This is a genomic window from Streptomyces sp. NPDC048057 (assembly GCF_040653095.1).
In the GTDB taxonomy this organism is placed as follows: Bacteria; Actinomycetota; Actinomycetes; order Streptomycetales; family Streptomycetaceae; genus Streptomyces.
In genome coordinates, this window is the sequence record NZ_JBEZNF010000006.1 from 89486 (window position 1) to 101965 (window position 12480).

Here is a 12480-nt window from a genome sequence, read left to right on the forward strand (position 1 = left end):
TAAGACGACGCATCTGATCAGAACCGAGGTGTACGCCATGGCGGCTCCGCCGGACAACGACGTGCTCTGGGCACGTTCGCTCCACCACGCCCACCGGGGCTCCCCCGCACTCGTCGGCGTCTCGCTCGGGGTGCGGGAGGGCGAGATCCTGTCCGTGCAGGGCCCCCGCGGCTGCGGCAAGACCACCCTGCTGCGCTGTCTGTCCGGACAACTCGTCGCGGACGAGGGCGAGGTGTGGTTCAACAGCGTCCCCGTGCACACCCTGCCCGCGCTCCCCCGCGAGCGGCTGCGCCGGGAGCACTTCGCCTGGATCGGCGCCGAACCCACGCTCGTACCGGAGCTCACCGCCTGGGAGAACGCCGCCCTGCCGCTGCTGCTGCGCGGCGTGCCCCACCGGGTCGCCAAGACCACCGCCCTGGAGTGGCTGGACCGCCTCGACGTCGGCCCGGTCGCCCGCACCCGACCGCACGCCCTCACCCAGACCCAGCGCCAGCGGACCGCCACGGCCCGCGCCCTGGTGGCCGAGCCCGCCGTGCTCTTCGCTGACGAGCCGACGGCGGCGCTGCACAGCGCCGAGGCCGCCCAACTGCTGCGCACCGTGCTGGCGGCGGCCCGCTCCCACCGCATCACGGTGCTGCTGGCCAGCTACGACCCGGAGGTGGCGGCGCTCGCCGACCGCACGGTCACCCTGGTGGACGGCCGCCGCACCGGTTCCGTCACCCTCGAAGCGGAAGGCCGGGCCGAGTGCTCGCTCTCCGTCTAGCCCGAGGCGCCCACCCCCTGATCGTGCTGCGCCGGCTGCTGGTCGCAGCCGCGTCGGCGGGGGTCGGCTTCCTGCTGCTGAGCGCCCTCACCCATGCGCTCGCCCACCCCGACGACCCCTCCGCGTCCCTGCTGCGACTGTCCTGGTGCCTGGTCCCGCTCGCCGCCGCCGTGCACTTCGCGGTCGCCGTCGCCCGTACGGATCCGAGCACCCGTCCCCGCCGCGGCCTGTCCGCCGCCGGCCTCGGCCCCGGTCAGCTCGCCGCCCTCGCCGCCTCCGGCACGGCCGTGTCCGCCGCGCTGGGCAGCATGCTCGCCCTGCTGGTCTTCCTGCACCTGCGGGGTGATCTGACGGGGCTGCCGTTCGACGGCGCCGCAGCCGAACTGCTGGCCGCGGACGAGTCGCTGCCGCTCGCCGCGGCCCTCACGCTGCTGACGATCGTCCCCCTGGCCGCGACGGTCACCGTCGCCCTCGCACTGCGCTCCCGCATCCGCACCACGGCCGCGGACGACGCCCCGCCCGAAGAGCCCCCGGTGCCCACCGCCCCGCCCGGCGGGCTGCCGTGGGGGTGCGCCCTGACGGCGGCGGGCCTGGCGATCGGCACGTACGCGGCCCGTGCCCAGTCCGGGGAGGGACTGCGGCTCTCGGGTGACCTCGGCGCGAACCCGGCCGGCGTCCTCACCGGCTGGGCGCTCACCGCGGTGGGCCTCGCCGTCGCAGGGCCCGCCCTGACGCACTTCTGCGGCCGTCTTGTGCAAATGGTGCGCCCCAGCGCGCTGCGGCTGCTCGCCGGCCGGGTCCTGATGGAGGAGGCCCGTCGGATCGGCCGCCCGCTCGGCGTGCTGTGCGCGGTCGCGGCGGCGGTGCTCGCCGGCTGGATGCTGTCCGGCAGCGGGGCCCGTCCCTTCGGTCCGCTCACGGGCCTGGGCACGACGTTGGTGATCGCCTGTTCGACGGCCACGCTCCTGGTCTCCACGTCCGAGGCGCGCGCCCTGCGCACCACGACCCGCGAGGAGCTGCGGCGCCTGGGCACCCCCGCGAACACCCTGCGCGCCGCCACCGCCCTGCGGGTGCTCGCCCTGCTCGCCGTCTTCGCCCCGCTGACCTGGGCGGTCGCCACCCTGGCCGTGGCCCCGCTACGGGGCTAGGACGACCACGTCCTCCGCCGCGAAGACGACCCCCACCTCGGCGTGCTCCTCGGGGGCATCCCGCAGCGGCACCTCCGCCTCCAGTACGGGGCCGGTCGCCGGCCGCAGCCGTACGGCGACCCGGTCGCCCCGGAAGGTCCGCGCCTCGACCGTGCAGCGCAGGCCCTCCTCCGGGTCCGTCAGCCGCACCCCCGCGGGCCGCACCAGCACCTCGCGCTCGCCGTCCCCGGCCGGGTCCAGCAGCGGCAGCTTGCCCCACGCCGTGTCCGCCACCGACCCGCTGACGGTGGCGGCGACCACGTTGTCGAAGCCGAGGAACCGCGCCACGAAGGCGTCGGCAGGCCGCTGCCAGACCTCCAGCGGCGCACCGGTCTGGGCGATCCGGCCCTCCCGCATGATCACCACGCGGTCGGCGAGCGCGAACGCCTCGCCCTGGTCGTGCGTGACCGCCAGCACGGTCGTCCCCAGCCGCCCGAAGAGCGCCCGCAACTCCACCACCAGGCGCTCCCGCAGCCCGCGGTCAAGCTGTCCCAGCGGTTCGTCGAGCATCAGCAGCCGAGGCTCGGGGGCCAGCGCCCGCGCCAGCGCGACCCGTTGCTGTTCGCCGCCGGACAGCGAGCCGACCGCGCGCTGCTCCGCGCCGGGCAGCCCGACGAGTTCCAACAGCTCCGCGACCCGCGCCCGTCGCGCCTCCCGCCCGTCACCCCGCATCCGCAGTCCGAAGGCGACGTTCCCGCCCGCGTCGTGCTGGGGGAAGAGCTGGTGGTCCTGGAACATCAGGCCCAGGCCGCGCCGGTGCACCGGTACGCCCGTCTGGTCGGCGCCGGCGAGCAACACCCGCCCCCGGTCCGCCCGCTGCAATCCGGCGACCACCCGCAACAGGGTGGACTTCCCACTGCCGCTGGGCCCGAGGACGCAGACCACCTCGTGGTCGGCGACCGTCAGGTCCACGCCGTCGAGCGCCGCCCGCGCCCCGAAGCGTACGGTCACGTCGTCGAGTACGAGCATCAGAACTCCCCGGTCGAGCCGTTGGTCGTGCGCAGGCGGATCCGCTCCAGCAACAGCAGCGCGCCCGCGCACACCACCATCAGGATCGTGCTCAGGGCCATCGCCTGCCCGTAGTTGAGCTCGCCGGGCCGCCCCAGCAGCCTGGCGACGGCAACCGGCAGCGTCGGGTTGTCGGGCCTGGCGATGAAGACGGTCGCACCGAACTCGCCGAGCGACACGGCGAACGCGAAGCCCGCGGAGATCAGCAGCGCCCGCCGCACCAACGGCAGGTCCACCTCCCGCCACACCCGCAGCGGCGACGCCCCGAGGACCGCCGCCGCCTCCCGCAGTCGCCCGTCGACCGCCCGCAGCACCGGCAGCATGGTGCGCACCACGAACGGCACCCCGACCAGCGCCTGCGCCAGCGGCACCAGGATCCACGAGGCCCGCAGGTCCAACGGCGGCTCGTCGAGCGTGATCAGGAAGCCGAAGCCCACCGTCACCGCCGAGACCCCGAGCGGCAGCATCAGCAGCGCGTCGAAGCCACGCACCAGCCGCCCCGCCCCGCGCTCCCGCCCCTCGGGCCCGGGCCGCCGCGCCAGCGCCGCCGCCGCGAGCCCGCCCACGACGACCGCGATCGCGGTCGCGGCCAGCGCGTACCGCAGCGAGTTCCCCACGGCGTGCACCGGTGGTACGAGGAAGGCGCCCCCGCTCGCGTCGAGCGAGCCGAGCGCCCGGTAGTAGTCGAAGCCGTAGCCGTCGGGAGTGGACAGCGAGCGCTCCACCAGGACGCCCAGCGGCACCAGCACCAGCAGCACGACCGTGGTCAGCACCCCGCCGAGCAGCGCCCACTGCCGCGCCCCGCGCGGCCGGCGGGCGGTGGAGGCCGGGTCCACCAGCGTCAACGCGCCCTCCCGGCGCCGTACCGTCCACGCGTGCACGCCCAGCACCGCGCCGACGGCGGCGAACTGCACCAGGGTCAGGACGGCGGCCGTGCGCAGGTCCAGCAGTTGCGCGGTCTGCCGGTAGATCTCCACTTCCAGGGTCGAGAAGCCGGGCCCGCCCAGGATCTGGACCACGCCGAAGGAGGTGAAGGTGAAGAGGAAGACCATCAGCGCCGCGGCGGCCAGGGACGGCGCGAGCGCCGGGAGCGTGACCGTGCGCCAGGCGGCGAAGCGCCCCGCGCCCAGCACTCGCGCCGCCTCCTCCTGGCGCGGGTCGAGCTGCGCCCACAGGCCGCCCACGGTCCGCACCACCACGGCGTAGTTGAAGAAGACGTGGGCGAGGAGGATCGCCCACACAGTGGTGTCGAGGCGGATCCCCCACGCCTCGTCGAGCAGTCCGCCGCGACCCAGCAGCGCCAGGAAGGCGGTGCCGACGACGACGGTCGGCAGCACGAACGGCACGGTCACCACCGCCCGCAGCAGCCGCTTGCCCGGGAAGTCGTAGCGGGCCGTGACGTACGCCCCCGGCAGCGCGACGAACAGGGTGAGCGCGGTCGACGCCAGCGCCTGCCAGGTGGTGAACCACAGCACGTCGAGGACGTCCGGGCGGCCCAGCACCTCGCCGATGCGCCCGAACTGCCAACGCCCGCCGTCCCGCAGCCCGCGGCCGACGATCGCGGCCACGGGGTACGCGAAGAAGACGCCGAAGAACGCGACGGGCAGCGCCATCAGGGCGAGCCGTGTCGCGTTCCCCGTGCGGGGCGCCCGGCCGCGGCGCCCCGCCGCGGGCCGGGTCACTTCACCACGAGCGAGGACCACGTCTGAACCCACTGCTCACGGTTCTTGGAGATGGTGTCGGGCGCCAGCGTCGTCGGCTTCTCGACCACCGCGCCGTGCCGGGTGAACAGCTCGGGCAGCTTCGCCCCGCTGACCACCGGGTTGACGAACATGTTCAGCGGCATGTCCTCCTGGAACGTCTTGGAGACCATGAAGTCCAGCAGGGCCTTGCCGCCGGCCTCGTTCTTCGCGCCCTTCAGCAGGCCCGCGAACTCGACCTGCCGGAAGCAGGTCCCGGTGGCGACCCCGGTGGGCGCCTCGGCCGGCTGCGGGTCGGCGAACAGCACCTCGACGGGCGGGCTGGAGGCGTACGAGACCACCAGCGGCCGGTCGGCCTTGGCCTTCTTGCCCCCGGCGGACCCGGAGAACTCCTCGTTGTACGCCTGCTCCCAGCCGTCGACGACCTTGACTCCGTTGCCCTTGAGCTGCTTCCAGTAGTCCTGCCAACCGTCCTCGCCGAAGTGCGCGACGGTGCCGAGGACGAAGCTGAGGCCCGGGGAGGACGTGGCCGCGTTCTCCACGACGAGCAGGTCCTTGTACTCGGGCTTGGCCAGGTCCTCGAAGGTCTGCGGCGGCGCGAGCTTCTTGTCGGCGAAGTACTTCTTGTCGTAGTTGACGCAGACGTCGCCGGTGTCGATCGGGGTGACCCGGTGCTTGTCCTTGTCGAGTTGCACGGTCGCCGGCACCTGGTCGAGGCCCTTGGCCTCGTGGGGCGTGAAGAGGCCGTTGTCGAGCGCGCGGGACAGCAGGGTGTTGTCGACGCCGAAGAACACGTCGCCCTGCGGGGAGCCCTTCGTCAGGATCTCCTTGTTGAGCGCGACCGCGGTGTCCCCGCTCTTGAGGACCTTGACCGTGTAGCCGGTCTGCCGGGTGAACTCCTTGAGCACGGCCTCGGAGGCGGCGAAGGAGTCGTGGCTCACCAGCGTGACCGTCTTCGAGCCCTTGCCGTCGCCGTCCTTGGCTCCGGAGTCACCGGAGGACTCCCCGCCGCAGGCGGCGAGCACGCTCACGCCGAGCGCCGCGGCCAGCGCGGCGACCGTCTTCTTCCTGATACTGCTCACGGATCGATTCCTCCTGGGGGTGGCCAGGAAGAGACGCGGCCCGGCCCGGTCTCGTCGAAGACGCGGGCAGGGCGCAACAGCTTGAGTGGTGACCGAACTTCCTACCCAGAATGACCTGGGCGAGGTTCAGAGGGTCTGCGGTCTGATGGGTACCGCACTCTCAGCGCTGTGGCGCTCCCCTGTCGGATTTATGCAGATGTACGGGTCAGACTACAAGGTCAGCCGCAGGCGGCGGCAGGGGCGGGTGCCTGCGCACCCCGCACGCTGAAGGCGCAGTGCGCCCGCCTCGCGACCCGACCCGTGCACGACCCCCGTCGTCAGCGCTCGGACGCGGCGAGCTGTCCGCACGCCCCGTCGATCTCCTGCCCCCGGGTGTCCCGCACCGTGACCGGGACCCCGTGGGCCGCGATCGCTGCGACGAAGGCCCGCTCGTCCTCCGGCCGGGACGCGGTCCACTTCGACCCCGGAGTCGGGTTCAGCGGGATCAGGTTCACATGGACGCGCCGCCCCTTGAGCAGCCGGCCCAACAGGTCACCGCGCCACGCGTGGTCGTTGATGTCGCGGATCAGCGCGTACTCGATGGAGACGCGACGACCCGACTTCTCCGCGTACTCCCACGCGGCGTCCAGGACCTCGCGGACCTTCCAGCGGGTGTTCACCGGGACGAGGGTGTCACGCAGTTCGTCGTCCGGGGCGTGCAAGGACACCGCGAGCCGGCACTTGAAGCCCTCGTCCGCGAAGCGCAGCATCGCCGGCACCAGACCGACGGTGGAGACCGTGATCCCGCGCTGGGACAGCCCGAGGCCGTCGGGCTCGGGGTCGGTGAGCCGACGGATCGCGCCCACCACCCGCTTGTAGTTCGCCAGCGGCTCGCCCATGCCCATGAAGACGATGTTCGACAGCCGGGCGGGGCCGCCGGGCACCTCGCCGTCGCGCAGCGACCGCATCCCGTCCACGATCTGGTGCACGATCTCCGCGGTCGACAAGTTGCGGTCGAGCCCGGCCTGGCCGGTGGCGCAGAACGGGCAGTTCATCCCGCAGCCGGCCTGGGACGAGATGCACATCGTCACCCGGTCGGGATAGCGCATCAGCACGGACTCGACGAGCGTCCCGTCGTGCAGCCGCCACAGGGTCTTGCGGGTGGTGTCCTCGTCGCAGGAGATGTGCCGCACGACCGACATCAGGTCGGGCAGCAGCTCCGCGGCCAGCTTCTCCCGCGCGGCGGCAGGGATGTCGGTCCACTGAGCCGGGTCGTGCGCGTACCGGGCGAAGTAGTGCTGCGACAGCTGCTTGGCGCGGAAGGGCTTCTCGCCGATCGCGGCGACGGCGTCCTTCCGCTCGGCGGGCGAGAGGTCGGCAAGGTGCCTCGGGGGCTTCTTGGCTCCGCGGGGCGCGATGAATGTGAGTTCTCCGGGCTTGGGCATGGTCCATCCAGTGTCGCAGAGATACGACGAAGGGCTCGCCATCCTGTGGATAACAAGCCCTTCACCGTGAAGCCGCAGGTCAGCCGCTTCCTACGAACACCACGAACAGCAGCCAAACCACCGGCGCCGTCGGCAGCAACGAATCCAGCCGGTCCATGATGCCGCCGTGGCCCGGCAGCAGCGTGCCCATGTCCTTGATGCCGAGGTCACGCTTGATCATCGACTCGCCGAGGTCTCCCAGCGTCGCGCTGACCGCCACCGCGAGGCCCAGCAGCAGGCCCTGCCACCAGGTGCCGTCGTCGATCATGAACTGCATGCACAGCGCGCCCGCCACCATGGCGAAGCCCACCGCCCCGAACAGCCCCTCGCGGGTCTTCCCGGGGCTGATGCGCGGAGCGAGCTTGCGCTTGCCGAAGCGCCAGCCGACCGCGTAGGCGCCGGTGTCGCTGACCACCGTGAGCAGCAGGAACGCGAACACGCGCCGGGCACCGTCGTCGGCCGTGAGCATCATGGCGACGAAGGTCGCCAGGAACGGCACGTAGAACACGGCGAAGATCCCCGCCGTGACGTCCTTCAGGTACCCCTCGGGCGGCTCCGTCATCCGCCACACCAGCACGGCGAGCGCCGTGAGCGCCGTGGCGACCCAGGCTCCCTCCGCACCGCGCACGTACCCGGCGACGACCATCGCCGCACCACCGACGGCGAGCGGCACCAGCGGAGCCTTGATCTCCTTGCGCTCCGCCAGCCGGGAGGTGAGCTCCCACAGGCCGACCACGACCGCGACCACGACCACGCCGACGAACACGGCCTTGACGAAGAAGAGCGACGCGATGATCACCGCACCGAGGCCGACGCCTACCCCTATGGCCGCCCGCAGGTCACGGCCGGCACGCTTCTTCCCGTTGCTCTCCGCCGTGCGCCTGGCACCGGCCCGGCCCGCCGGCTGACCGGGCTGCTGCTGCTCGGCGGGCGGTGCGACCGGCTCCGTCGAACCCGTACCCGCCCCTCGTTCGTGCCCCGCGTGCGCCCCCCGGTCCTTCGGACCGGACGGGCCGCCCGTACGGCGTCTGTGCGACGACTCGGGTGCCGGCGGCGGTCCACCGGCACCGGGTGCCGGCTCCCGCGGAACCTCGTCACGGAACAGCGGACCGCTCAGTCGGGAGGACTCCCGACCGCTGTCGTCCCTGTGGTCGCGGTCGCCGGGACCGCCTGCGTCTCTACCTGCGTCGGGGAAGTCCGGCACGATGGGCATGGGCCGAGTCTGCTGTGCCTCATGCCCATCGTAGGCGGGACCCGCCGAGGCAGGGCCCTGGTCGTGCGGACGCCACCCTCCGACGTAGTTGGCCCTCTGTGGGGCCCCCCAGGAAGCGTCGTTCATCAGACTTCGAGCAGCTCGGCTTCCTTGTGCTTGAGCAGCTCGTCGACCTGCGCCACGTACTTGGCGGTGGTGTCGTCGAGCTCCTTCTCGGCGCGGCGGCCCTCGTCCTCGCCGACCTCGCCGTCCTTGACGAACTTGTCGATGGTCTCCTTGGCCTTGCGGCGCACGGCGCGGATCGAGATCTTTGCGTCCTCGGCCTTGCCCTTGGCGACCTTGATGTACTCGCGGCGGCGCTCTTCGGTCAGCTCCGGGAAGACCACACGGATGATGTTGCCGTCGTTGCTCGGGTTGACCCCGAGGTCGGAGTCGCGGATCGCCTGCTCGATGTTGCGCAGCGCGGACTTGTCGAACGGCGTGACCACGGCCATGCGCGGCTCGGGCACCGAGAACGAGGCGAGCTGGTTGATCGGGGTCAGCGCACCGTAGTAGTCGGCCACGATCTTGTTGAACATCGCCGGGTGCGCACGCCCGGTGCGAATCGCGGCGAAGTCATCCTTGGCGACCAGGACGGCCTTCTCCATCTTCTCCTCTGCTTCGAGGAGGGTCTCTTCGATCACCACTTGCTCCTGCGTGTCTTGAGTAGGCCCGGCTGACAACTGCCCGGTCGGGCGGAACCTGTGTCGCGTCTTCCCTGCACGGTGTCCGACCGGCAGGGCTTTGTCTATCCCCGGACATCCTCGGGCATCCGTTCCCCGGACGCCCGGGACACCCCCCGGTTCAGGACCGGGTGCCCTTGTCGCTCACGAGCGTGCCGATCTTCTCACCCCGTACGGCCCGCGCGATATTGCCCTCGGCCAAGAGCTCGAAGACGAGGATCGGCAGGGCGTTGTCACGGCAGAGGGTGATGGCCGTGGCGTCGGCGACCTTGAGGTCCTTGGTGATGACCTCGCCGTACTCGAGTGCGTCGTACTTCACCGCGGCCGGGTTGGTCCTGGGGTCGGAGTCGTACACCCCGTCCACGCCGTTCTTGCCCATCAACAGGGCTTCGGCGTCGATCTCCAGGGCGCGCTGGGCCGCGGTGGTGTCGGTGGAGAAGTACGGCATGCCCATGCCGGCGCCGAAGATGACGACGCGCCCCTTCTCCAGGTGGCGCACGGCGCGCAGCGGGATGTAGGGCTCGGCGACCTGGCTCATGGTGATGGCGGTCTGGACGCGGGAGTCGATGCCCTCCTTCTCCAGGAAGTCCTGGAGGGCGAGGCAGTTCATCACCGTTCCGAGCATGCCCATGTAGTCGGAGCGGGCCCGGTCCATGCCGCGCACCTGCAGTTCGGCGCCGCGGAAGAAGTTGCCGCCGCCGATGACGATCGCGATCTGGGCGCCGTTGCGGACGACCGCGGCGATCTCACGGGCGATGGCGTGCACGACGTCGGGGTCCACGCCGAGGCCCCCGCCGCCGGAGAACGCCTCTCCCGAGAGCTTCAGCATGAAGCGTCCGGCACCGGCCTTGGCGTTGGGCTTGGTCACGTCGTGCTTCCCGTCGTGGTCGGTGTTGTCGCCGGCTGCCATGTTGGCGTCCACGCCCTGGTTCATGGAGATCTCCTCGTGCACATACGAGGAAGGCCATCGCCGCGGGTACTGGTGTCCCTGTCGGCAATGGCCTCCTCGTCACATCTGCGGTCGTTCCGGCGCTCCGGGCGCGGTGGTGGCGCCCGGGGCCCACGCGGCCGATGACTGCGTGGGAAACCCTATCGGGCCCCCGGATCGATCGCGTACTCGACGTACCCGCGCAGCCGTCCTCGCGGCCCGCGTACGCGAGTACTCGCGTTCTCTGGGTGGCGGATCAGGCGCCGACGCGGATGCGCGCGAAGCGCTTCAGCTCGACACCGGCCTCGTCGAGAACCTTCTTGACGGACTTCTTGTTGTCCTTCGCGAACGGCTGGTCGAGGAGGGTGACCTCCTTGAAGAAGCCGTTGACGCGACCCTCGACGATCTTCGGCAGGGCGGCCTCGGGCTTGCCCTCCTCGCGCGAGGTGGCCTCGGCGACGCGGCGCTCGTTCTCGACGACCTCGGCCGGAACGTCCTCACGGGTGAGGTACTTCGGCGAGAAGGCGGCGACGTGCTGGGCGACGTCCTTGGCGACCTCGGCGTTCGCGGCGCTGAGCTCGACCAGGACGCCGACCTGCGGCGGCAGGTCCGGCATGGTGCGGTGCAGGTAGACGCCGACGTACGCACCGGAGAACTGCGCGAAGCGGTCGAGGACGATCTTCTCGCCGAGGTTGGCGTTGGCCTCGTCGACGTACGCCTGGACGGTCTTGCCGGCCTCGATCTCGGACGCGAGCAGGGCGTCCAGGTCGGCCGGGGAGGTCGCGGCGACGTGCGCGGCCAGGGCGTTGGCGACGGCCAGGAACTTCTCGCCCTTGGCGACGAAGTCCGTCTCGCACTTCAGCTCCAGCAGGACACCGGAGGTCTTGTCGTCCGAGATGAGGGAGACGACGGCGCCGTTCTCAGCGCTGCGGCCCTCGCGCTTGGCGACGCCCTTCTGGCCCTTGACGCGCAGCAGCTCGACGGCCTTGTCGACGTTGCCGTCGGCCTCGTCCAGCGCCTTCTTGCAGTCCATCATGCCGGCGCCGGTGAGCTCGCGAAGCTTCTTGACGTCAGCGGCGGTGTAGTTCGCCATGTCCTTGAGTCTTTTCTCGAAAGTCGGAAGTCGATCGAAGTCGAGACCGGATCCGGTGATCGTCCGTGGACCCGGTGACGATCCGGTGACGGAATCTACGGGCGGGCGGCGGGGGGCGGTGCCGATGACACCGTCCCCCGCCGTCCTCACCCGTTCGAATCAGCCGGGCGGTGTCAGCCCTGCTCGGCGTCCGCGGCCGGCTTCTCAGCCTCGGCCTCGGCCTCGGCGGCGGGGGCCTCCGCGGGCTTCTCGGCCTCAGCGGGCTTCTCGGCCTCGGCAGCGTCGTCGGCCTTCTTCTCGCCCTCAAGGAGGTCGCGCTCCCACTCGGCGAGCGGCTCGCCGGCGGCCTTCTCACCCGGCTTGGAGTCGCCGGTGGCGACGCCGGAGCGGGCGATGAGGCCCTCGGCGACGGCGTCGGCGATCACGCGGGTCAGCAGCGTGACGGAACGGATCGCGTCGTCGTTGCCGGGGATCTTGTAGTCGACCTCGTCCGGGTCGCAGTTGGTGTCGAGGATCGCGACGACCGGGATGTTGAGCTTGCGGGCCTCGCCGACCGCGATGTGCTCCTTCTTGGTGTCCACGATCCAGACGGCGCTGGGCACCTTCTGCATCTCGCGGATGCCGCCCAGGGTCTTCTCCAGCTTGGCCTTCTCGCGGGAGAGGACCAGGAGCTCCTTCTTGGTCAGGCCGGAGGCGGCCACGTCCTCGAAGTCGATCTGCTCCAGCTCCTTGAGGCGCTGCAGCCGCTTGTAGACGGTGGAGAAGTTGGTCAGCATGCCGCCGAGCCAGCGCTGGTTGACGTACGGCATGCCCACGCGCGTCGCCTGCTCGGCGATGGCCTCCTGGGCCTGCTTCTTCGTGCCGACGAACATGATGGAGCCGCCGTGCGCGACGGTCTCCTTGACGAACTCGTAGGCGCGGTCGATGTACGACAGCGACTGGAGCAGGTCGATGATGTAGATGCCGTTGCGCTCGGTGAAGATGAAGCGCTTCATCTTCGGGTTCCAGCGACGGGTCTGGTGACCGAAGTGGACGCCGCTTTCCAGCAGCTCCCGCATCGTGACGACGGCCATGGCCGTATCTCCTTGATTTCTCGGTTGTGTCCTGACGCCCCGGCGCGCCTGCCGCGAGGGACCGAGGGGCGCGGCCACCGACCCTGACGGGTGACTGGTGGCGGGGCGTGCGAAGTCGACCCGGTGGCCCGGATCGCCAGAAGAAGTGTACGGGACCCGGACACCGTCGGGTGACGGCGTTGTCCACAAGAAGCCGGTCGTCCACAGATCCGGGCCATGATCCACTGTGCTGCGGGAATTGCGGCACC

Annotated in this window: 11 protein-coding genes and 1 riboswitch; of the genes, 2 read left to right on the forward strand and 9 right to left on the reverse strand. The window is 71.4% G+C overall.

Annotated features, from left to right (window positions below):
• Nucleotides 1–37: 37 nt before the first annotated feature.
• Entirely contained in the window at nt 38–763 is a 726-nt protein-coding gene (locus tag AB0E05_RS08575; protein ID WP_361960733.1) for an ATP-binding cassette domain-containing protein, read from the forward strand.
• Nucleotides 745–1911 carry a hypothetical protein gene (locus tag AB0E05_RS08580; RefSeq protein ID WP_361960735.1) on the forward strand — a complete coding sequence of 389 codons (1167 nt, stop codon included), beginning with the start codon at nt 745–747 and terminating at the stop codon, nt 1909–1911. The genes AB0E05_RS08575 and AB0E05_RS08580 overlap by 19 nt, the downstream gene beginning before the upstream one ends.
• On the opposite strand, the gene AB0E05_RS08585 is transcribed toward AB0E05_RS08580, so the two are convergent.
• The 9 genes from AB0E05_RS08585 to rpsB form a co-directional block, all read right to left on the reverse strand.
• Nucleotides 1900–2919 (reverse strand): ABC transporter ATP-binding protein, encoded by a 1020-nt coding sequence (locus AB0E05_RS08585; protein ID WP_361960737.1) that lies wholly within the window; start codon nt 2917–2919, stop codon nt 1900–1902. The two genes, AB0E05_RS08580 and AB0E05_RS08585, sit on opposite strands and share 12 nt — an antisense overlap.
• Nucleotides 2919–4571, reverse strand: coding sequence for an iron ABC transporter permease (locus AB0E05_RS08590; RefSeq protein WP_361961066.1), 1653 nt, complete (start codon nt 4569–4571; stop codon nt 2919–2921). The genes AB0E05_RS08585 and AB0E05_RS08590 overlap by 1 nt, the downstream gene beginning before the upstream one ends.
• 65 nt (nt 4572–4636) lie before the next feature.
• On the reverse strand, nt 4637–5740 hold the full coding sequence (locus tag AB0E05_RS08595) for a thiamine ABC transporter substrate-binding protein (RefSeq protein WP_361960739.1): 1104 nt from the start codon (nt 5738–5740) through the stop codon (nt 4637–4639).
• An 80-nt stretch (nt 5741–5820) separates the two neighbouring features.
• Nucleotides 5821–5931, reverse strand: a riboswitch (TPP riboswitch).
• A gap of 126 nt (nt 5932–6057) precedes the next feature.
• Complete coding sequence (gene rlmN, locus AB0E05_RS08600) at nt 6058–7164, reverse strand: 23S rRNA (adenine(2503)-C(2))-methyltransferase RlmN (RefSeq protein WP_361960741.1); 1107 nt, start codon at nt 7162–7164, stop codon at nt 6058–6060.
• A 79-nt stretch (nt 7165–7243) separates the two neighbouring features.
• Complete coding sequence (locus AB0E05_RS08605) at nt 7244–8542, reverse strand: phosphatidate cytidylyltransferase (RefSeq protein ID WP_361960743.1); 1299 nt, start codon at nt 8540–8542, stop codon at nt 7244–7246.
• Nucleotides 8542–9099: a ribosome recycling factor gene (gene frr / locus AB0E05_RS08610; RefSeq protein WP_361960745.1), complete on the reverse strand. Its 558-nt coding sequence runs from the start codon at nt 9097–9099 to the stop codon at nt 8542–8544. The genes AB0E05_RS08605 and frr overlap by 1 nt, the downstream gene beginning before the upstream one ends.
• Before the next feature lie 160 nt (nt 9100–9259).
• Nucleotides 9260–10072, reverse strand: coding sequence for a UMP kinase (gene pyrH, locus AB0E05_RS08615; protein WP_361960747.1), 813 nt, complete (start codon nt 10070–10072; stop codon nt 9260–9262).
• Between the two features lie 250 nt (nt 10073–10322).
• On the reverse strand, nt 10323–11159 hold the full coding sequence (gene tsf, locus AB0E05_RS08620) for a translation elongation factor Ts (RefSeq protein WP_361960749.1): 837 nt from the start codon (nt 11157–11159) through the stop codon (nt 10323–10325).
• A gap of 173 nt (nt 11160–11332) precedes the next feature.
• Entirely contained in the window at nt 11333–12232 is a 900-nt protein-coding gene (rpsB, locus tag AB0E05_RS08625) for a 30S ribosomal protein S2 (protein WP_361960751.1), read from the reverse strand.
• Between the last annotated feature and the right edge of the window lie 248 nt (nt 12233–12480).